This window comes from Rhodothermus profundi (assembly GCF_900142415.1).
In the GTDB taxonomy this organism is placed as follows: Bacteria; Bacteroidota; Rhodothermia; order Rhodothermales; family Rhodothermaceae; genus Rhodothermus; species Rhodothermus profundi.
This window is the reverse complement of the sequence record NZ_FRAU01000006.1, coordinates 122,626-143,693: the sequence shown is the minus strand read 5'-3', so window position 1 is coordinate 143,693 and position 21,068 is coordinate 122,626. Positions and strand designations below refer to the sequence as shown.

Below are 21,068 nucleotides of genomic sequence, written 5' to 3'. Positions count from 1 at the left end.
TGCAGCGGTTGAAGCAAGGGATGCAGGTTAATGGGTAATAACCAGAGAGCGCGTGTCCGTGCGCTGGCTGCCTTCCAGCCGCAGGAGGTACAGGCCTGCCGGCAGATGGGTAACCGACCAGCGAATGCGATGCGTGCCGGCGGGCACTGGTCCGTCCAGCAGACGCGCCACTTCCTGACCGAGCAGGTTATAAACCGTCAGGCGCAGGCGTTCCGGCTGCGGCACCTGCAGCACCACAAAGACCTGGCGGGAAGCCGGGTTGGGATAGACCCCGTCCAGGCGCAGCACTGCGATGTCTGGCAGCGGCTCGTTGCTGACCGTCAGCGGCAATACCTCTCCCGTTTGCATGTCGATGAGGACGATAAGGGAGTCTTGTTGCGCTGTCAGCCCCGGTGCTTTTCCTTGCGCGGCTGGCGCCAGAAAGCGGACCTCCCAGATGTACCGGTCGCTCAAGTGCGGATAGCGATCGGGCATGGCCCGGCCTTCCATGAAAATCATTGCCTGGGGATGGGCGGCCATGAACTGGCTGCCACCGTTCGCCATGGCCGTGCTCATGGCCCGGTCTGAGTCAATGAAAGGTTCAGGTAGCGTAGGCCATCCAGCAAGAGCAATCTCAGGCGGCTGATGGCGCGCCACGGTAATCTGGCCCGGGGTGGCCGTAACTTCTAGCTGGGCGCTGTCTCCTGGCACGTAATAGTCGTACTTCCAGTCGAGCGCAACGCCCAGCGGACCTACCGACTGGCTCCAGATGCGCTTTAGTTCAGCCTGCTGGGAACGGGCCTTGGCTGAATCCTGAACAGCCTGTAACCGGGCCCGAGCTGTATGGGGCAGTTGCACCGAGCTGCCAATAAAAGCGCCGGTTTGCATGTGGACGAAATAACGGGCCGTAGCCTGGGCAGGCTGCAACGGCGTACGCTTGGCGGCCTGCGCCCCGGCTTCGAAAAGAAACAGACCATATAGCGGAGTGCTCGGGTCCACGTTCAGATTGTACACGGGACCCAGAAAGCCTCCTTCCATGCTGGCAAAGACAGGACCGCGGCGGCTGCTGAGAAAAGTAGCCGCGTTGTTGGCTCGGGCTGTATCGGCGGCTTGATCTGAATCAACAATCTGTGGGAACGGAATCTTGGGCATCGTAGCCCAGTCCTGCTGGTTGAGCGTGTCAACGCGCAAAAGCAGGCTGTCGGTAAGCGTTAGCTGGAGGGCCAGGCCGCCGGCAAACGCATTGATGGTCCAGGTGCTCGCCGTACCATCGTACGGGTTGAAGAAGCTGCTCGAGAAGCTCACCACGCCGTCGGCTTGCTGCGTCTGCTTGGAGGGAGCCAGCCATGTGGAGGCAATCTGGAGCGCTCGAAAAGCGGTGAGTGGCTGCGTGGTTAGCAGTTCGGTGCCTGTGGATAGATCATAGGCGCCACTGTAGTCCGCGGTGCCCTGCAGGGGCGATGGCAGCCGACGGCCCTCCAGAATCAGCCAGAAGACCGTGGTGCTGGATAGGGGGAAGAAATCGGGATGGATCATATCGTTAGCGACCAGGAAGGGATACAACTGGCCGGCCATCATCTGGCGGTAATCGGGATCACCAGTAATCGGAAAACGCGTCAGAAATGCATTCAGAATCACATCGGAATCCTTCATGGACTGAAGATTGATCGGACTCATCTGGTCATAGGGCGCAGGCGAACGGAGCTCCTGCGGAGAGCCAAGCGGAATGTTGGACGTAACCGTCAGGCTGTAGGCCTTTTGCTGCTGGGCGGAATAGGCCACAAAATACCAGAAAAGCGACCGACCATTGTTATCCGGATTGCCTACGATAAACACAATCTGCGCATCCGAGGCAGCCTGGGGAAAAACTGCCTGGGCTACAGAAGCGGCCTGGCTGACGCGCGTAGCCCCGAGAAATACTACGGGAACCGTCAGGTTAGACAGGTTGCCTGTGACGTTCAGCGCATCGGCGGCACCATCGCCATTGGCATCATAGGTTCCAAAACCTCTGGGAATTTCAAAGCGGGCGTCCGGACCAAACAGATAGGCCCACAGATAGTACGTGCCCGGCCGCACATAATCAATAGAAAAGCTGCCGTCCGGATTGGTAACGGCCAGCCGAACGGGCATCTCGTCCTCCGGAGTCGGGGTAGAAAACAGCGCCACATACCAATTGCCCAGATGGTTGGCCTGCGTGGTAGGCGGTAGGGACGTGGGCAACGCAGGAAGCGCTGTACCTTCAACCGCAGCAGATACCGATGCCCTTGCATGAGGCGGCGCAGACGTTGCTGCGACAGGTACGGCCCGCAAAGCAGGGAGACGAAGCGGAGCAGCCTGGCTGGCGGTGCCACTTTCTACGATTTGTCCGCTGATAGTATGAGGGCCTGCGCTGGAGGCAGTCGTGTAGTAAAACGTTACGCGTTTAGCCAGCCGGCTTCCGTCGGTTGCTTTAGCATAATGTACGACCCACGTATAGTCGCGATTCGCTTCGTGGGTGACGTTCAACGTAAGCGTTTTACCATCGACGCTGAGCGAGATGCGTGAAGGGTCAGTCAGTTGTGCCTGGAGGGTGGTGTCCAGCGGCAAAATCGCCAGGCTGTCCAGCGTGATCGCCTTATTGAACGTGATAGTGACGGGCGTGTTAAGAGCAACTCCTGCAGATCCATGAGCGGGCGATACCGAGACCACCTGGAGATCCTGGGCCTGGACGAGCGAAACCCACCAGAGTCCCAACAGAAATCCTATCCGTTTCATGACGCGCCTCATTCGGTTGCTCCGTTGCGCTTTAATTTCGGGGCTCAATATACGGAGATACTACTTTAAGAAAAAGTATAAGGTTTAAAAATAGAAATTTGTCGTTGTAACAAAGAAATAAAAAGTTTCCTGCCTGAACAATCGCAGTATATCCGATGGATGAAAGATCTGCTCTAGAAATGTACCAGCGAGGCTATTTTCCGATGCCGGATCCTGTGACCGGTCAGGTGCACTGGTATGCGCCAGATCCCCGGGCCATTTTGCCTCTGGAGCGGTTTCACGTGCCGCGAAATCTGGCCCGCTTGGTGCGGCGCGGGGTCTTTGCGGTAACATTCGATCAGGCTTTTGACGAGGTGGTGCGTGCCTGCGCAGCGCGTCCAGCTACTTGGATTGTTCCGGAACTGCAGGAGATGTACCGGGCGCTTTACCGGAGGGGGCATGCCCATAGCGTTGAATGCTGGCAGGCGGGGCAGCTTGTTGGGGGGCTGTTTGGCGTAAGTATCGGCGGGGCATTTTTTGGAGAGTCTATGTTTCACCGCGTCTCAGAAGCCTCTAAAGTGGCCCTGGTCCATCTGGTAGCGCACTTGCGCCGGCAGGGCTTTCGTCTGCTGGACATTCAGATGTTGACGCCCCATTTTCAGCAATTTGGAGCGGAGGAAATTCCCCGCACGGTTTTTGAACAGTTGTTGGCTGCGGCCATTGCGTTGCCCGTGCACTGGGCGCCCGATGTTCGTAACTTGTCATCATGAATTGGATGGCGATACTGATCGGGGGGTTGCTGGTGGCCGGACCAGATTCGGTCGGGCAGGCCCGTTTTCTTGAACTGATGCAGGTGGCTCGCCAGAAGCAGTTAGCGAACCGACCGCTGGGTGAGGTGATGCAGACACTGGGGCTTCAGCTCCAGGGAACGCCCTACGTTACCGGTTTGCTGGATGAGACGCCGAGCGAGTCGCTGCAGACGCCTCTGGATCGATTTGATTGCGTATTGTTTGTGGAAAGCGTGCTGGCGCTGGCCCAGGGTGTCGTGATGGGCGACACGACATGGGAAGGCTTCCAGCGGCGCGTGGAACGGTTGCGTTATCGAGATGGCCAGCGGCGTGGCTATTGCAGTCGGCTTCACTATTTTACCGACTGGATTGACGACAATGCGCGGCGCGGCTGGGTGCGCGACATCACCCAGGCGCTGGGCGGCCGCCCGATGCGCCGGCGCATTACCTTTATGAGTACCCATCGGACCCTCTATCCGCGCCTGGCAGACGACAGCACCTGGCAGTGCATTCGAGACGTCGAGATAGCCCTGAGCATCCGGGAACGCTTTGTCATACCCCGCCATCAAATACGGCGCATTGCCCAGCACTTGCAGCCGGGCGACATCGTCGCGTTTGTGGCCCGTGAGCCGACGCTGGACGTCGTGCATGTCGGGCTGGTTTACGTAGGCGCTGATGGACGGCGCGGGTTGCTGCATGCATCGCCGCAGGGCGGGGTCAGGGTTTCGCCGGATCTTCAAATATATGCCCAGAACAACCCTGCCCAGGTGGGCATTGTCGTGGCGCGTCCACTTGATCCGCGTCGCCGGTAAGGCAGGCGCTGCGGGTTGCCCCACGAGGCCAAACGAAACGGTAGACATATGGAAGAGATTCGACGCATCGGCGTCTTTACCAGTGGCGGGGACGCCCCCGGCATGAACGCTTGCATTCGGGCCGTGGTGCGTACAGCCCTTGCCCATGATCTGGAGGTTTTTGGCATTCGGCGGGGCTATGCAGGCATGATTGAGGGCGACTTTGTGGAGATGGACGGACGTTCGGTGTCGAACATCTTGCAGCTCGGGGGGACTATCCTGAAAAGTGCTCGCTCCAAGGAGTTTATGACGCCCGAAGGGCGTGCAAAAGCGGCAGAGCAGCTTCGCCAGGCGGGTATTGATGCCCTGGTGGCCATCGGAGGAGACGGGACGTTTCGGGGGGCAGCGGTCTTCTATGAGGAGCATCGCATCCCAATTGTCGGGTGCCCGGGCACGATCGACAATGATCTGTTTGGTACGGACGAGACCATTGGCTTTGATACTGCTATGAATACGGCGATTCAGAACATCGACCGTATTCGGGATACGGCCGACGCGCACGACCGGCTGTTTCTGGTTGAGGTGATGGGGCGGGATGCTGGTTTTATTGCGCTCAACTGTGGGATTGGCAGTGGCGCCGAGATGGTTCTGATCCCGGAAACGTTCACGGACATTGAGGAAATCAAAGAGCGCATTCTTTCGCTTATGTCGGCCCAGTCACGTTCGTCCATCGTGGTGGTAGCTGAAGGGGACGAGCACGGCGGGGCAACCCAGATTGCTCAGGATCTCCGGCAGGATCCGGCATTCGCGCGCATTGATCTGCGGGTATGTATTCTGGGACATACGCAGCGTGGCGGATCGCCTACCGCACGCGATCGGGTGCTGGCCAGTCGTCTGGGCGCTGCGGCCGTTGAAGCGTTGTTGCAGGGCCATGCGAACGTGATGGTGGGCGTGGTTAACGGAGAGATTAAGCTGACGCCGCTCAAGCACGTCTACAGCCGCAAAAAGACGATTGACTACGAGCTGCTCAAACTGACCCAGTTGCTGGGCTGATGCCGCGTCGTCGTAAGCACTATCCGCCTGTTGGAGAGGCGGCGGGCAAAAAGCGGCAGGTGGCGGCCATGTTTGACGCCATCGCGCCGCGCTATGACTTGCTCAACCGCATTTTGAGCGCAGGTATTGATCAGCGCTGGCGCCGGCAAGCGGTCGATTTGATTGCACCGGAGCAGCCGCGACGTGTGCTGGATGTAGCCACCGGCACGGCAGATCTGGCCATTGAGGTAGCGCGACGCCTGCCTGTTGAGCGCGTGGTCGGCGTGGACATTGCCGAAACAATGTTGCAGATCGGGCAGGAAAAAATAGCGCGGCTGGGGCTGAACGATCGCGTAATCCTGCGCAAAGGCGATGCCGAAAAGCTTCCCTTCTCCGATGCTCAGTTCGATGCGGTGCTGGTAGCCTTTGGCGTGCGTAACTTTGAAAACTTAGAGCGCGGACTTCGCGAAAGCTACCGGGTGCTCCGACCAGGAGGTGTGCTGGTAGTACTCGAATTCAGCCATCCGCGCACGCCCATTATTCGGACGCTCTACCGGTGGTATGCGCACCATGTGCTGCCGCGCATCGGCGCCTGGTTGTCGCGTGATGAGGGAGCATACCGCTATTTGCCGGCGTCCGTTGAGGCATTTCCGGATGGGCCCGATTTCCTGCAACGCATGGCAAGCGTCGGCTTTCAGGAGCTGCTGTGGAAACCGCTGACCTTCGGCATTGCCTCGCTTTACCGAGGACGGCGATAAGCTCAGGCGCTCGCAGAAGGCGGAAGGGCTGTGCCGGAAGACGCCAGGTATTTGATGAGACGCACTTCGTTATATGCCCCCCGGCTTTGGTAGGTTACCTCATCCATCAGCTGACGGATCAGGCGTACGCCCAGTCCTCCTCCCTGGCGTTGCCGAATGAGGGTAGGTAAGTCCGGGGCCCGGTAATGGGCAGGATCGAACGCCTCGCCCTGATCGCGAATGCGTACAATGAAACGGTCGGGTTCAATCAGAACAGCTATATCAATAGGGCGATCCGGACGCCCTTTGTAGGCATGTTTGATGATATTGGTGCAGGCTTCGTCCACCGCTAGTTTCAGCTGCTCAATCGCCTCTTCTGAGAGGCCGGCCGCACGGGCGTGCCGCTCCACAAAGCGCCGAACCGTTTGCAGATAGCGCGTTGCACTGGGAATACGTAGGGTGTAAAGGGCGCGGCTCACGGCTTGCTCCAGTCGCTTATGAGGAGGGCAGCGTCGGACGTTCTCCACGAGCAAAGCGCGCCAGCGCTTCCTCTTCGGACGGCACAATATCGAAAAGCAGCGGAAAACCCAGTAAATCGAACACGTTGTACACGCTGGGTTTAAGCTCGGCAATTTTCAGATCGCCTCCCTTTTCTCGGATTTCCTCGATATAAGCCATGAACACACCCAGTCCAGCACTGGAGATGTAATCCAGGTGGCGGCCATTCACCAGAATCTGGTAGTGGCCTTTTTGGAGGCACTGCTGCAAAGCTGCCTCCAGCTCGGGGGCGGTATGTGCGTCAAGTTCACCCTGTAGATCCAGAATCTGTACGCTATTGTGCTGTCGGAATCCTACGGAAAAGTTGCTCATGGCGTTTGTTGCGAATGCTGCGAAGGTTGGGAAGAACGCATGGGTAGGCTAGCGGGTTGGGGCTGAGGAGCCTGGCGATCCCGTCTGTTCTGGGCTGCCGGCACCTCTTGCCACTGGAAGATAACAAGGGTCAGGTCATCGTCGTAGGTGGGGCGGCCGGTAAACTGCTGCAACGTGTCAAGCAGATGGCGATGCAATTGGTCGATAGGCGTCAGCGCATGCGTTTCAAGGGATTGAAGGAGGCGGGTATAGCCAAAGGATTCGCCGCGGTCGTTGCGGCTTTCAATCAGTCCATCTGTGTACAGCAGCAGGCGGTCGCCTGCTTGCAGCGACAGCGTGCACGTCTCCAGCGTTCGGCGAAAAAGTTCGCCCCGATCTAGCCCCAATCCCAACCCCTGAAGCCGCAGCAGGCGCGGCGGTTCGTGCGGACGCAGCAAAATAGGCGGCAGATGCCCCGCGCGGGCCAGCGAAAGCGTGCCGTGCTGGACGTCAAAAATACCATAGACGGCCGAGATAAAGGCTTTGCGTTCCAGCGTTCCAAAAAGTGCCTGGTTGGCCTGCACGAGAAAAGCGGCGGGATCGGGGTTGAGCGGACTCAGCGCCCGGAAGATGCCCTGCAGTTCGGCCATGTAAAAAGCCGCAGAGGTTCCTTTGCCGGCAACATCAGCCACGATGAAGGCCAGCCGGTGGGTGTCGATGGGCAGCAAATCGTAGTAATCACCGCCAACTTCCTGGGCGGAGATGCTGGCGGCCACGATCTGCAACCCGGGGAGACGAGGCAACCGCTGGGGCAGAAGACGACGCTGCACGTCGCGGGCGATGGCCAATTCGCGCGCCAGGCGTTCTTTTTCCAGGCGTTCATTCAGCAGCCGGGCATTGTCAAGGGCAAGCGCTGCCTGCGCGGCAAACACTGTAATGGCTTCTACGTCATCCTGTTCAAAACCGTAGGCTACCTCACGCGTGACAAACAGGACGCCCAGCAACTCGTTGCGCGCAATCAGCGGAACCGCCAGCAGGCTACCGATGCCATGCTGCGGTTGAGCGCGCACTCGATGATCGGTCAGCGCCTGCTCCAGCAGTAGAAACTGCCGGCGCATGGCTACTTCCTGGTAGAGCGCCTCGACATCTACAAGCGTCTCGGGTGACTGGCCGTCGGGCAGGTTATAAGCCGCTACAATTCGCGGCCGAAACGTCTTCTGAAAGTCAGGCAGCGCAAGCCAGGCGGCTCGGGCTACGCCGGCATCGACGGGAAGCCGAACAATGGTTTCGGTAAGCCGGGTTACGTCGAACACCTGGCTGACCAATTGCATCAGGGCATGCAGCGCTGCCAGCTCATCTACCTTGCGCTGAAAGTCGCTCGTTGTCGGCAGGTGAAAGAGCAGCGACAGAAAAGAAGTGACCAGATAAAGAATGCCGAAGGCCAGACTTAAATTCACAAAGCTACTCAGCGCAGGACTGTAGTGCCAGACGTACTCATGAGCCGGTCCGCTGGTGAAGGCCAGCGTGCCCGAAAGGACAAGCGTGGCCAGTACCGTCAGCCCCAGGTTCACCAGTTTCTGCCGGAACGTGAGATACAGAATCCAGGAAACGCGAAAAGCATTGCGGAGCATAAGCCCGACCGGCAGGCTGAGCAGTAAAGCCAGCACAAATTCTCCGGGCTGAAGCAGGTCAACGAGCAGGGCAGAGAAAGCCATGCTCCCCAGCATCCAGCGCCAGCTTCGCTCGCTCTGCCGCGTGCGTTTAAACAGCACCAGACCCCGCAGTTGCAACAGCAACCAGAAAGCCAGCAGTGCCTCAAACAGCGCCAGCACGTTCATTTGCACAACAACCGCCCATGTGAGCGGCACGCCTGTCTCATAGGCAAACCCTGTTACCTGAGCAGGCAGCGCTAAATCGTCAGAAGGGCGACCGATGCGCAATACCAGATAACCGACTCCCAGAAAGAGCAGGGAGGCAACAGCCAGGCTCCAGAAGATGCGGGTGGGTGCTGCACCGCGCTGATGCGTCTCGCCCCAGAGCAGCAGCCAGAGGGCGCCATAGGTGAGCAAAATGAGTCCGTCATAGTAAAGGAGCCGTACCCACGTTGACGGAGGCGTCCCCGATTTCCATATCAGCAAATGGAAGATGACCGACAGAATGTAACCGGTGCCAAAGAAGGGCAGCAGCAGCGACAGGCGGGTGCGCCGTTGCTGAAGCAGCATTTCCGTCTGCTGCAGTGAGGGAAACATTACATTGCGTACCATGCAACCCTGATAAAATCCGTAGCTCTGGAAAGCCAGCGGAAGGCCCGCCTGTACGTAGCTGCTTGCATCATACTGAAAAAGGCGGGCGTTTGTTACGCTTCTTCGTTTTGAAGAATACAACGGATAGGATGGCGGAGCGCGTATGCCATCCTGTAACTTTTACGCGTTAGCGCGCGTACTCCGGAGCCCAGACCGGTAAAGGCCCTGCCATGTCGCGCACGACCCTGATACGCTGGCAGCTTGCGGTGCTGATGCTGCTGATGCTGCTGGTAGGCCTTCGCGCCTGCCAGCGACAGGAGTTGCCTGCAGGGGAAGTTGTTGTGTTTTCCGACATGGCACCGGGCATGCTCTACCATCGAACACTGGTGATCGAACGTCCGGTTCGGCTTCTGTTGGAAGGCGTCGGGGCCCGCTCAGATGGCGCGCTTGCGGCGTATGGATGGCTCCTGCGCGCGTCGGATCGTCGCGTTGTCTGGAAGATGCAACCGCCGCCTGGAACCAGATCGCTTCGTTTCCGGGTGCGTGATACGCTTCAGTTGGCACCCGGTCGCTATGAGGTTTTCTTTACTACGCAGGGTAATGTGCCACCTCGAACCGGCTTCTGGACGTGGCTGACGCCTAGGCCGCCCTGGACGCGGAGCCGCCAAGAGTGGACGCTACGCTTCTGGGTGCTGGACGAAGCTGCTTTGCTCTGGCTGGAAGACGGTCAACTCCAGGCACCGGACGGCCCTGCACTGCTCTGGACAGCGGCTCCTATGCCTTCGGCTACCGCCCGCATGGCGCTGCTGCATGTTCGGCAACCTGCACGAGTGCGACTCTATGCGGTGGGAGAGTTCGATCCGAATCCGGCCGACTACGGATGGATTGAGCGGCTTCCTGAGGGGCAACGTGTCTGGGAAATGACGCATGCGCAGAGCCAGCCCGCTGGTGGCTGGATAGGCAATCGCCAGGTGCGCGACACGTTAAGTCTGGCCCCCGGGCTGTATCGCGTCTGGTTCCAGACGGATGCCGCGCATGCCTTTGGCAACTGGCGACGCAACCCACCGTATGATCCCGCTGCCTGGGGCATAACCCTCTGGCGGTTGCACCCCGAAGATACAAGTGTGACGCTTGTGGATCCCTGGACCGACCTGCAACCAGTGCTTCAATTGACCGCTGTGGGAAACAACGAAAATCGCGCGGTTGGCTTTGAAGTAACGGATACCACGGCGGTGCTACTCTACGCGCTGGGAGAGCTGGGCACGCGGAATCGACGCTACGACTATGCCTGGCTGACCGACAGCACCGGCGTAATCGTCTGGGAAATGGCTCGAAGCCGTTCCGTGCCGGCCGGCGGCCATCCCAACAATCGGCTGGAGATTGCTGCGCTAAGGCTGGCACCCGGTCGCTACACGCTGCATTATCGCACGGATAACTCGCACGCCTATGGAGACTGGCGCAACGGACGCCCCGAGCATCCCGGGCGCTGGGGGGTCACGCTGTTTGTCCTGAGTCCCCAGCAACAACAGCACATTCTGATGCCGACAGTCCCTCCAGTAGCTGAACAGGAGCCCATACCGGAAGCTTCTCAGTCAGGTGGCCGGGTACTGGTCGACTTAACCCGTGTTGGGAACAACGAACATCGCGTTCAGGCGTTTACCTTAACCAGGCCCACGCGGCTGCGCATTCGGGCAGTTGGAGAATTATCGATCAGTGGCCGGTATGATTACGGATGGATTGAACGCGCCGGCACCGGTGAGATCGTCTGGGAAATGACCTGGGAGCACACCCGCCCTGCCGGAGGAGACGCCCGCAATCGGCTGGCGGATACGACGCTGACGCTGCCACCCGGATCATACACGGCGCACTTTCGGACCGATTTTTCGCATGCCTATGGTCAGTTCGAATATCCCGAACCCGAAGAGCCCCAGGCCTGGGGACTCCGGATTGAGCGTCTCGATCTATGAGCCAACCATTGAAGTGGTACTGCCTGTCCCTGAGCAGCTTCACGACCCCCTGGTTATTCAACTGGACGCGCTGGGCTTCGAAGCATTCTGGGAAGAGCCAGATCATCTGAAAGCTTACATGCCGGCTCCGCAGTGGCGGGCAGCCGTTCGGGAAGCAGTGCGCGAACTGCTGCGCCGCCAGGGATTGCCCGACGAAATCGCCGTACGCACCATCAAACCAGAAAATTGGAATGCTCGGTGGGAATCGCAACTGCAACCTATTGCTGTTGGGCCGTTCCTGATCAAGCCGAGCTGGCATGCCGTGCCCGAGGCTTACGCCGCGCATATCGTGCTGGAGATTGATCCAAAGATGAGTTTTGGCACGGGGTACCATGAAAGCACGCGTCTTGTATTGCAAATGTTACCTGAATGCGTGGATCCAGACGCCCGGGTACTTGACGCGGGAACGGGTACGGGCATCCTGACCATTGCGGCCCTGAAGCTGGGAGCCGGCTCGGCCATTGCCTTCGACATTGATCCCTGGGCAGCCGAAAACGCGCAGGAAAATTTTGCGCGCAATGGCGTAGCCGGCCGGGTCGAGTTCCGGCGCGGTTCTATCGAGGTGGTGCCTGAGCGCAATTTTGATCTAATTCTGGCCAATATTCACCGGCGCGTACTTTGCGAACTGTTGCCAGCTTTTCGGGAGAAAGTGCGCCTCGGGGGCTACGTAGTGCTTTCTGGATTGCTTCGCGAAGAACGTGAGCTGATGCTGGAAGCAGCAGCCGCGCAAGACCTGGCGCCTGTCCATGAGGCTACGGAAAATGCCTGGTGGGCGGTTATGTTGAAACGAATGGTCTGAAGCGGTGCGTCTGGCAGCAATTGATCTGGGGACCAATACTGCCCTGCTCCTTATTGCGGAGGTAATTGATGGACAGCTCCGCCCCTGCTATGAAGCCGAGCAATTCGTGCGGCTGGGCGAAGGGCTAGAGCGCACCGGTATGATTGGTCCAGCTGCACTGATGCGGTTGCGCCGCACGCTGGAGGCTTATCGGGAGCGATTGCGGGCCTATGGCGTCAAGGCGTGTTGGGTGGCAGCGACCAGCGCTACGCGGGAGGCGCGCAATGCGCAGGAAGTGGTCCGGATCGTTCGGGAGGTGCTGGGCGTGGCAGCGGAGATCATCAGTGGAGAGGAAGAGGCCTACTGGAGTCTGCAGGGGGCGCTGGCGGCGCCCGGCATGCCCCATGGACCCTGTCTGGTGGTGGATATTGGCGGGGGATCAACCGAGCTGGTGGGGGGAGCACGCCAGCCCGATGGTACGGTTACCGTCGGGTTTGCGCGTAGTTTGCCGCTGGGTACGGTGCGTCTGACAGAACGTTGGTTTGCCTCGCTGCCCCCGTCGCCTGAGGCCATTATGCAGGCGCAGCACCAGATTCGGGAAGCGCTGGCGGCGGTGCGATTGCCACGCGCGGCAACGCATTATGCGCTGGTAGGCGTAGCTGGTACCTGCGTGTCGCTGGCGGCTCTGGAGACGCGTAGTTTTCCCGTTGAGTCATCTGTAGCGTTGACGTACGATGCGGTAGCTACCTGGCGCGATCGCCTGCTGAAGATGTCCGCAGCAGCCGTGCGGGCACTCTGGCCCGAGCTACTGGCCGGCCGCGCCGACGTGCTACCTATGGGCGCTTTGCTATTGCACGAAATTATGACGTGGGGCAGGTGGCGCCTCTGCCGGGTGAGCCCCTTCGGATTACGACATGGCCTGATCTTACGTCATCTGCCCCGTTGCTGAAATGGAACAATTCGCACAGGCGACGGTCCCAACCGCACAACTACAGGCAAGCTGAAACGTACGCGTTATGCCCACTCCGCAGGAAGTGCTGCATGTACTGGCACGCGTCATTGAGCCAGAGCGTGGCCGCGATATTGTTCGGCTCAAGATGGTGCGCAACCTCCGGGTCGAAGAGGGCCGCGTAGCCTTCACGTTGGTTTTCAAACGGCCGGATACCCTATTTGCTCGCCAGGCGCCTGAGCAGTGTCGAGAATTGTTGCAGGAGGCCTTCGGTACAGATCTGGCCGTGCAGATTGAGACCGACACCGAAATGATCGGGCTGGAAGTGCAGGGAGGCGGCCCCATGCCGTCGGTGCAGCCCGAAGGAGTGCTGAACTTTGTTGCGGTGGCTTCAGGGAAAGGCGGTGTGGGCAAGAGTACAGTGGCGGTTAATCTGGCCGTGGCGCTGGCGGCGCGTGGATATGACGTAGGACTGCTCGACGCCGACATTTATGGGCCATCGGTGCCTACCATGTTTGGCGTGCGAGAGGAAAAGCCGCGTGTTAATGAGCAGCGCAAAATCGTACCATTGGTGCGGCACAACGTGCGCCTGCTCTCCATGGGATTCATTGTTAACCCTGAGCAGGCGGTCATCTGGCGGGGCCCGATGGTCGCGAAAGCGCTGCGGCAATTCCTGGGCGAAGCGGATTGGGGAACGCTGGACTATCTGATTCTTGATCTCCCGCCGGGAACGGGCGACGTGCCGCTGACAATTGTCCAGTCAATTGCACTGACCGGAGCCCTCATCGTCTCGACACCGCAGCCGGTGGCGCTAGCCGATGCCCGCAAAGGGGTGGCTATGTTTCGCAACGTGCAGGTGCCTGTCCTGGGCATTGTGGAAAACATGGCGTACTTTTCTCCGCCAGATCTCCCGGATCGTAAATACTACCTCTTCGGACGAGGGGGAGCCCGTCGGCTGGCCGAGGAACTGGACGTCCCGTTTCTCGGCGAAATCCCTATCGAAGAAGCAGTGCGAGAGGGAGGCGATACCGGAAAACCAATTGTGTTGGCCGAGCCAGAAAGCCCTTCAGCGCAGGCGTTTTTCCGGCTGGCTGAACAAGTGGTGGAGCAGGTTAACCTGCGCAACGCCGAGCAGCCCCCTACCCAACGGATTGAAATCCTCTACCGCTAAACCGGCAACAATTCGTCGGCTAAGGGGTTTTTGCTTAACAAAGTAAACGAGGCAAGTGTGCGCGTCATGGCCGATACGAAAACGACCCGCAGTTCAGGTCCGCTGGCCCCCGATGATCCTGAGCTCCATCGGCGCATTGAGGAAGCGCTGGATATGATTCGGCCCTATCTGATGACCGATGGGGGATCGGTGCGGCTGTTGAACGTCACGGAAGATTACGTCGTCGAGTTGGAGCTGCTGGGAGCCTGCGGCACCTGTCCGATGAGCTTGATGACGCTTCGGGCTGGCATTGAGCAGGTGCTCAAACGTGCCGTTCCCGAAATTACTCGGGTCGAAGCGGTGCAAGCTGCAAGTTGATCCCTGCGGAGAGGCAAAGAGAAGAGCCCTGGCTTTGATCAGGGCTTTTTTTATGAAACAACGGGAATGCCTCCAGAAAAGTGCATGCTCATTTGCATTCGGTCAGGCGACGGCCCAAACATTTGATCTTGAGGCCGAAGGCGGCCTGGGACACATTGAGGAAGCATGTTGAAGCAGCGCAATCTGGGAAGGACCTGCCCTTGATACGTCAAGGTTACAACACGGGCTGGTGCGAGCCCGTTAACGCAGAGCTACTGGAAGCGCAGGACGCAGAGGAGCTGTAGGGATGAAATGGGCGCCCCTTCCAGGTATGGATAACGCTGCGCCAGATGCGCAGCGTGCTGTTCTCAGCCGGGATCTGCGTAACTCGGAGTGCTGCAACTGGGCCGCCCAAGGCCTGCGGGCCGTTGGACAGCTTACTCGTATTGAGAGGGCACGGGAAGGCGCACGTTCCGAAGTTCAGGGCTGAAGTCTCAATGCATTTCAAGAGAAAGCCGAGGCGTGAAGCGCCAGCGACATTCGGGTTTGGCCTGCAAAGAGTGTTGCCAGTCGAAGCGCAGGTGGTACGCATAGGAAAGAGCGGGACGCAGTTCCAGGGTGACAGGAAATGCCAGCGTATCGGTGGGAGCTGTGAGGCTGCCTCCGGCATTGGGGCCAAAGCGGACCGCCACTTCTGAAAGATGCACCCATAGCGTATCATAGCGGCCCGGCGGAATGGGAGCTGCTTCGAGCAGCGTCCATTGCTGCGCGGCCGTTCTGGTGAACGTTACCGTTCGTCGGGCAAAAACAAGCGGCTGGCGGTAGCCATCTGCGCGTTGCAGAGCGATCAGATGGATCGTTACCGTGAGCGTTTGAAACGGCAGGGGAAGCGGCGTATTCGCGCTGAGAGTAAGCGTCAGGCGGGCAGGAAAGACAGTCGTGTCAGGCAGGGCCAGAGCGGCCGGACGGGGGGGAGCCATGATGAGTTCCCGGCTGCCCCCACAGCCTGCTAGTAGCATACTCAGAAGCACGATCAGATGTCCGCAGCGTCCCATCCAAATTTCAGCAGCGAAAGCACCTGTTCGGTAAAGCGCACGATGGTGTAGGTGAAGTCAGGGCGCAGTACGGCTTCATCGGGTATGTCTTGAGATACCAGGAACGAACGCCAGCGCAGGTACTCAGCTACTGGCGTGTGGGCTGCCTCTTCAAAGCCCCGCGGCATGCGCTTGAGCACGGCATCGGTCTCCGGCGTCAGGTCATGCGCTTGCAGTTGACGAACGATTTCCAGGAATAGCTCGGTTTCCTGCAGCATGCGGCGTCGCCATCGGCGCAGGAATGCCGCATCCGGCTTCCAGAAGCCAGCTCCCAGAAACGAGGCGCCAGGTTCTACGTGAATGTACACCACGCCGAGATCCCGACGGGTGCCTGTGCGCGAGAGGACAGCGCCTATGTGCGTTTTGTAGGGACGCTTATCTCTGGAGAAGCGAGTGTCCCGGTAAATGCGAAACAGCCCCTGTGCCGGGTCGCCGCGCAGGGGAAGACCTCGGCGTTTTAGTTCACGATCCACTTCCGCCACCAGGCACTGCATGGGCCAGCGCACCTCATCTTCGTAAACCGTTTTGCGCGGCTTGAACCAGTCGCGGCGGTTATGCTGTTTCAGCGCGCGCAGAAAATCCAGTGCCTGGGGACGAAATCCCAGAAACGGAGGAAAGTCATAGGAGGTTGTCATGGGGCTGATTGCAAGTAGCGCCAGGCGAGGTAAGCCATGAAGCCTGGAGCGATGCGCAGCGCTTCTTCGTCGATGGTGAAGCGCGGCGTATGCAGGCCGTGCACAATGCCTTTGTCCGGATTGCCTGTGCCAATGCGGTAAAAGCAGCCCGGCCGTTCTTTCAGAAAGTAGGCAAAATCCTCGCTAGCAAACCAGGGATCAAGCAGTACGACCCGGTCGGGGCCTACGTATTCGCAAGCTGCTTTGCGCACCAGGGCCGTGGGCTGCTCATGATTGTAGAGGGCGGGATAGCCCACCGCGATTTCCACATCGGCTTCAGCGCCAAAGGCGCGGGCCGTCTGTTCGACAATGCGTCGGATGAGCGCATGGGCGCGGAACCGCCAGTCTTCATCCATTGCGCGAAATGTGCCCTCCATCCGGACGGTCGGGGGCAACACATTCGTAGCCCCTTCAGCCAGCACGCGTCCGATGGAGAGCACGGTTGGCACGTCCGGTGGCGCGTTGCGGCTGACGACCGATTGCAGCGCCATGATGATGTGCGCAGCTACCAGTACGCCATCGGCCTGTTGTCGGTGGGGAGCTGCTGCGTGGCCGCCGTCGGTCCGGATCGTGATGTAGAGTTCATCTGCGGAGGCCATATACATGCCCGGGCGCACGCCGATCGTTCCTACCGGCAGATCCGGCTGTACGTGTTGGGCGAAGACGGCAGAAGGAGCAGGCACGCCATTGGACGCCTCCAGCACGCCTTCCTGGATCATGGCCTGGGCGCCTCCGGGAAGCTTTTCCTCACTGGGTTGAAAGACCAGGCGTACGTGGCCGCGTAGCCGGTCGCGCAGGCGTGCCAGGATCATGGCTGTTCCCAGAAGCGAGGCCGTATGCGCGTCATGCCCGCAGGCGTGCATTTTGCCGGGATGGCGCGAGCGAAAATCAAAGTCGTTTTCTTCGTGGATAGGCAGCGCATCCATGTCGGCGCGCAGCAGAATGGTCGGACCCGCTTCGGCGCCGTGCAGCGTAGCAACAACGCCTGTCCGGGCCACACCGGTTTGAATTTCCAATCCCAGCGGCTGCAGTGTTTCGGTTACCAGTCGGGCGGTCTCGTACTCTTCAAAGGCAAGCTCCGGGTTAGCATGAAGAATCCGGCGCAGCCGGACCACTTCGGGGAAGAATGTTTCGCTCAGTGCCTGGATTTCGCGGAGCATACCTACGGTCCTTTCTCAGTTAAAGCCGGTGCCGGTTACTGCTGGCCGGTTGTCCTGATTGGCTACCTGCCAGGCGGTGCCAAAGATGAGTCGGACAATTCGTGCCATGCGGTCATAGTCAATTTTATGCGGCTCATCATCTACGCCGTGATAGTCTTCGTGCGTGCCTGTGAAGAAGAAAATGAACGGGATGCCGTGCTTCCCGAAGTTCCAGTGGTCTGAACGCGCATAGAATCGGTTCGGGTCATCTTTGCTATTGAAACGTTCGTCAAGTGCGAGATGGACACCGGTGATTTCGTTTACGCGCACGTTGATTTCATGCAATTCCTGGGAGATCAGGTGTGAACCTATGATGTACACATAGTTAGCATCGCCGTTGCGGGTGGGATCGTGGCGACCGATCATATCGATGTTCAGGTTGGTGACGGTCTTTTCAAGCGGAAAAACTGGTTCCTGATCGGTGTAATACGCAGATCCTAACAGGCCTTTTTCTTCACCGGAGACATGCAGAAACAGAATCGAGCGACGGGGTGGGTACCCGTCGCGCACGGCCTGCATGAAGGCTTCGGCGATTTCCAGCAGGGCAACGGTGCCCGATCCATCGTCGTCCGCTCCGTTGTAGATGCCGTCCCCTTCGGCCGTTGGATCGGTGCCTACGTGGTCGTAGTGTGCTGAAAGGATTACCACCTCGTTTTTTAGCAGCGAGTCGGCGCCTTCGATGAGCGCCAGCACGTTTTCCGTTTGGGCCTGAAAGGTTTCTTGCAGGAGCCGGGCCTGAATGGTAACCTCGGGTACGGCAAAGACGACAGGCTGGCGATGAGTGTCAATCTGTTGTTGCAATGCCGCAATGGTGTGTCCGCTCGGGGCAAGCAACGCGTCGGCTATGCGGCTGCTGACTACCCAGATCGGAGGGAACTGGAATCCACTGCGTTGCGGTGGTGTGAGCGAGAGGCGACCTACGCGATGGCGCGTCCGAAGCGCAGCTCGCCGGGCGCGCTCAGCCAGCGAAACGGTTTCCCGCAGGGAACGGTCTCCGACGAGAATGATCCCGGCTACGCCTGCCTGCAGCGCCTGTCGCAACTTGAGAAACGGCTGGGTTGTCCAGCGGGAGAGACGGCCATCTGCTGTAATCAAGCTGGTCGAATCATTCGCCATGGGTTCATCGGCGAGAATCATGAGCCAGCGGCCGGTTAGTTCAATGCTGTCGGCTGCCAGGGCGGCGTAGTCGTCGTAGCCTAGCTCTGCATCGGCAATGCCATAGCCGCCAAAGACCAGATCGCCGGTGCTTTCAGGGTGGGTTCCGAACCACAGATAACCCTCAGAACTGACCTGTTCTGGGCCAAAGGTTAACGTGACGAGGGTATCGGTGCCTTGCAGCGCAACAAAGTGGGCTTCCTGCAGGCGCTGACCGTAGACCGTAAAAGGCTGAAAATAGGCTTCCGGGGCATAAGGGTGCGTTGCCTGCTGGGTGCCGGCAGGCTTAAGTCCCAGTTTGCGGTACTGGCTTGCCAGATAGTAGGCAGCCAATTTCTGGCCCCGTGTTGTAGTTTCGCGGCCTTCAAAGTAATCGGACGCCACCATAAACAGGTGGGCCGCCAGGTCCTGGGGCGTAATTGTGGCCTGGTACCGTTGCACCAGGACCGGATTGTCGAACACGGTAGGTGTCGAAACAGGGCGCGGACTCTGCGCCTGAAGCAGGAAGGGCCAACTGGCCCACAGCATCCAGTAGATTACGAGTAACGGTCGTCGCATGATGACTGGCTGTGAACGTTTACGTGAGCGCGTGGAGCGTACTCCTAAAGATAGCATTACCCTGATACCGATGCACTGCACTTAGCCCAGTCGCTGGCGTTTGTTCAGATAAGCCAGCAAGGCGACGTCGTAGGGCTGACCGGTATCCAGCTCGATAAAATCGATGCGGTGTTCCAGGCAGCGCCGGCGAAATTGTTCGGTAAACGTCTGCAGCGCCCGTACATAGGCTTCACGGAATTGCGCGGGATGCAGCGTCAGCTCTTCGCCTGTTTCCACATCGAAAAGGCGTAATGGACGGTCGGGCAGGGCAAAGCGTCGCTCAGCATCCCCTTCTAACACGTGGAAAACCAGCACTTCGTGTCCACGATGCCGGAGATGGCGCAGGGCGCGCAGCAGTTCGTCGTGAGCGGACCGGTTGTCGAACAGGTCTGTAATCAGCACCACCAGCGATCGGCGGTGGATGCGTTCGGCCACTTCATGCAGCACGGAGGCCACCGCCGTGCGTCGCATTTCGGCAGGCTTCTGGTGCACCAGCTGTTCCAGATGAGCCAGCAGCGTATGCAGGTACCCTGGTTTGCTTTTGGGAGGGAGCAACGTATGTACGCGTTCGTCGAAAGCAATTAGTCCTGTGGCATCCTGCTGACGTAGCATGAGGAAATGCAGGGCGGCAGCCAGATAGGCGCTGTACTCAAGTTTACTCAGAGGCGCTCGGTAACGATAGCGCATGGAGGGCGACGTGTCGAGCACGATATAATGGCGCAGGTTCGTTTCCTCTTCGTACTGCTTTACGTAGAAGCGGTCTGTTTTGCCGTAAACTTTCCAGTCAATGTGTCGCAGTTCGTCACCCGGGTTGTAGGGGCGGTGCTCGGCAAATTCTACTGAAAAGCCATGATACGGGCTGCGGTGCAATCCGGTGATGAATCCCTCAACGATCAGGCGTGCCCGCAGCTCCATGTTTTTCAGGCGTGAGAGCACAGCCGGATCGAGAAACTGCAATATCGCAGGACGGGCCATCGGAAGCCTGAAGGTTGATGGAGGGTATCAGGTGATGCGGTTAGAGTCCTAGCAGGCGCTGGGGTTCCTCCGGTAGGGGCAGACCGACGTGTCTGCCCGGGATGCGGACCGATGAGTCCGCCCGTAATGTGGCCGTGGTGTTTGGAGGGACGGGTTGGGCGCACCCGGGGTGTGTGCTGATGCCGGGCGTTGTGTTGTTGGTAGGGGCGGACTGATGTGTCCGCCCTCAATACGAACCGATAGGGTCGCCCGGGATGCGGATCGTCAGGGACGGGATCCTTTGGGCCGGCCCGTGCGTCTGGCCGACAAAGTCTTCACCTGGAACGAACAGCGCCTATGGAAGCTCAAGATCGTATTAAAGCGCAGCTTATGGACGCGGCCGATCTGGACCGCACGCTGGAGCGCATGGCTCGGCAGATCATCGAACGAGCCGCGCTTGATGCCCGTGGGGAAGAGCGACTGGCCCTGGTGGGCATGCAAACCCGGGGCGTATATCTGGCCCGTCGCCTGCAGGCAAAAATTCGGGCGGCGGCCGGATTGGAGGTGCCGGTTGGCATCCTTGATGTAACCCTCTACCGAGACGACGTGCGACTGCGTGCGCATCAGCCGGTGGTACGCCCCACTCATATTCCCTTCGACGTGACCGGCCGTCACCTGGTGCTTATTGACGACGTCATCTATACAGGACGTACAGCCCGGGCTGCCCTGGATGCGCTCATGGACCTGGGGCGTCCGGCTGCTGTTTATCTGCTGGTGATGATTGATCGAGGCCTGCGCGAGCTGCCTATCTGCCCTGATATTGTTGGACGCCAGGTGCCCACGCTTCCGGGCGAAGAAGTGCGCGTGCGCTTGCGCGAAGTGGACGACCGCGAAGGCGTCTGGCTGGTAGAGACGGCCCGCACGCCGACTCCGTAATTTTTGGCCGGAATCTCAAAGAAACAAAGGGGGATGGTCCGGATCTTTAAGCCCCTCATAAATGGAC

The 21,068-nt window shown here is 59.3% G+C and carries 19 protein-coding genes; 10 read left to right on the top strand and 9 right to left on the bottom strand.

Going from position 1 to position 21,068, the window contains the following annotated elements; translation table 11 throughout:
• Window positions 1-27: 27 nt before the first annotated feature.
• A complete protein-coding gene (locus BUA15_RS09940; RefSeq protein WP_072715842.1) occupies window positions 28-2,733 on the bottom strand; it encodes an Ig-like domain-containing protein in 2,706 nt (901 codons plus the stop codon).
• Window positions 2,734-2,888: 155 nt separating this feature from the next.
• Here BUA15_RS09940 and aat point away from each other — a divergent pair, with 155 nt between their 5' ends.
• From aat to ubiE, 4 genes are read left to right on the top strand one after another with little or no spacing between them, the layout of a single operon-like run.
• A complete protein-coding gene (aat, locus tag BUA15_RS09935) occupies window positions 2,889-3,482 on the top strand; it encodes a leucyl/phenylalanyl-tRNA--protein transferase (RefSeq protein ID WP_072715841.1) in 594 nt (197 codons plus the stop codon).
• Window positions 3,479-4,312: an N-acetylmuramoyl-L-alanine amidase-like domain-containing protein gene (locus tag BUA15_RS09930; RefSeq protein WP_072715840.1), complete on the top strand. Its 834-nt coding sequence runs from the start codon at window positions 3,479-3,481 to the stop codon at window positions 4,310-4,312. The genes aat and BUA15_RS09930 overlap by 4 nt, the downstream gene beginning before the upstream one ends.
• Window positions 4,313-4,360: 48 nt before the next feature.
• The gene (gene pfkA, locus BUA15_RS09925; RefSeq protein ID WP_084660573.1) at window positions 4,361-5,344 is read left to right on the top strand and encodes a 6-phosphofructokinase; all 984 of its coding nucleotides are present in this window, start codon (window positions 4,361-4,363) and stop codon (window positions 5,342-5,344) included.
• Window positions 5,344-6,081 carry a bifunctional demethylmenaquinone methyltransferase/2-methoxy-6-polyprenyl-1,4-benzoquinol methylase UbiE gene (gene ubiE / locus BUA15_RS09920; protein ID WP_072715839.1) on the top strand — a complete coding sequence of 246 codons (738 nt, stop codon included), beginning with the start codon at window positions 5,344-5,346 and terminating at the stop codon, window positions 6,079-6,081. The genes pfkA and ubiE overlap by 1 nt, the downstream gene beginning before the upstream one ends.
• A 2-nt stretch (window positions 6,082-6,083) precedes the next feature.
• Here ubiE and BUA15_RS09915 read toward each other — a convergent pair whose 3' ends face one another.
• From BUA15_RS09915 to BUA15_RS09905, 3 genes are read right to left on the bottom strand one after another with little or no spacing between them, the layout of a single operon-like run.
• On the bottom strand, window positions 6,084-6,539 hold the full coding sequence (locus BUA15_RS09915; RefSeq protein ID WP_072715838.1) for an ATP-binding protein: 456 nt from the start codon (window positions 6,537-6,539) through the stop codon (window positions 6,084-6,086).
• 16 nt (window positions 6,540-6,555) lie between these two features.
• A complete protein-coding gene (locus tag BUA15_RS09910; RefSeq protein ID WP_072715837.1) occupies window positions 6,556-6,930 on the bottom strand; it encodes an STAS domain-containing protein in 375 nt (124 codons plus the stop codon).
• Window positions 6,927-9,173 (bottom strand): PP2C family protein-serine/threonine phosphatase, encoded by a 2,247-nt coding sequence (locus tag BUA15_RS09905; protein WP_072715836.1) that lies wholly within the window; start codon window positions 9,171-9,173, stop codon window positions 6,927-6,929. Before BUA15_RS09905 ends, BUA15_RS09910 begins: the two co-directional genes overlap by 4 nt.
• A 209-nt stretch (window positions 9,174-9,382) precedes the next feature.
• Between BUA15_RS09905 and BUA15_RS09900 the strand changes: the two genes are divergently transcribed.
• The 5 genes from BUA15_RS09900 (at window position 9,383) to BUA15_RS09880 (ending at window position 14,413) form a co-directional block, all read left to right on the top strand.
• Window positions 9,383-11,119, top strand: a complete 1,737-nt coding sequence (locus tag BUA15_RS09900) for a hypothetical protein (protein ID WP_072715835.1) — start codon at window positions 9,383-9,385, stop codon at window positions 11,117-11,119.
• Entirely contained in the window at window positions 11,100-11,957 is an 858-nt protein-coding gene (gene prmA, locus BUA15_RS09895; protein ID WP_072715834.1) for a 50S ribosomal protein L11 methyltransferase, read from the top strand. The genes BUA15_RS09900 and prmA overlap by 20 nt, the downstream gene beginning before the upstream one ends.
• A 4-nt stretch (window positions 11,958-11,961) precedes the next feature.
• Window positions 11,962-12,885 (top strand): Ppx/GppA phosphatase family protein, encoded by a 924-nt coding sequence (locus tag BUA15_RS09890; protein WP_072715833.1) that lies wholly within the window; start codon window positions 11,962-11,964, stop codon window positions 12,883-12,885.
• A gap of 67 nt (window positions 12,886-12,952) precedes the next feature.
• The gene (locus BUA15_RS09885; protein WP_072715832.1) at window positions 12,953-14,056 is read left to right on the top strand and encodes an Mrp/NBP35 family ATP-binding protein; all 1,104 of its coding nucleotides are present in this window, start codon (window positions 12,953-12,955) and stop codon (window positions 14,054-14,056) included.
• Window positions 14,057-14,122: 66 nt separating this feature from the next.
• A complete protein-coding gene (locus tag BUA15_RS09880; RefSeq protein ID WP_072715831.1) occupies window positions 14,123-14,413 on the top strand; it encodes a NifU family protein in 291 nt (96 codons plus the stop codon).
• A 473-nt stretch (window positions 14,414-14,886) separates the two neighbouring features.
• On the opposite strand, the gene BUA15_RS09875 is transcribed toward BUA15_RS09880, so the two are convergent.
• From BUA15_RS09875 to BUA15_RS09855, 5 genes are all read right to left on the bottom strand, one after another.
• On the bottom strand, window positions 14,887-15,411 hold the full coding sequence (locus tag BUA15_RS09875; RefSeq protein WP_245772007.1) for a hypothetical protein: 525 nt from the start codon (window positions 15,409-15,411) through the stop codon (window positions 14,887-14,889).
• A 14-nt stretch (window positions 15,412-15,425) separates the two neighbouring features.
• Window positions 15,426-16,121, bottom strand: a complete 696-nt coding sequence (locus BUA15_RS09870) for a DUF2461 domain-containing protein (RefSeq protein WP_072715829.1) — start codon at window positions 16,119-16,121, stop codon at window positions 15,426-15,428.
• The gene (locus BUA15_RS09865; RefSeq protein WP_072715828.1) at window positions 16,118-17,320 is read right to left on the bottom strand and encodes a M20 metallopeptidase family protein; all 1,203 of its coding nucleotides are present in this window, start codon (window positions 17,318-17,320) and stop codon (window positions 16,118-16,120) included. Before BUA15_RS09865 ends, BUA15_RS09870 begins: the two co-directional genes overlap by 4 nt.
• A gap of 15 nt (window positions 17,321-17,335) precedes the next feature.
• Complete coding sequence (locus BUA15_RS09860) at window positions 17,336-19,072, bottom strand: M28 family peptidase (RefSeq protein WP_072715827.1); 1,737 nt, start codon at window positions 19,070-19,072, stop codon at window positions 17,336-17,338.
• Window positions 19,073-19,153: 81 nt separating this feature from the next.
• Entirely contained in the window at window positions 19,154-20,086 is a 933-nt protein-coding gene (locus tag BUA15_RS09855) for a DUF58 domain-containing protein (protein ID WP_072715826.1), read from the bottom strand.
• Window positions 20,087-20,422: 336 nt separating this feature from the next.
• Between BUA15_RS09855 and pyrR the strand changes: the two genes are divergently transcribed.
• On the top strand, window positions 20,423-21,001 hold the full coding sequence (gene pyrR, locus BUA15_RS09850) for a bifunctional pyr operon transcriptional regulator/uracil phosphoribosyltransferase PyrR (RefSeq protein WP_072715825.1): 579 nt from the start codon (window positions 20,423-20,425) through the stop codon (window positions 20,999-21,001).
• Window positions 21,002-21,068: the final 67 nt, after the last annotated feature.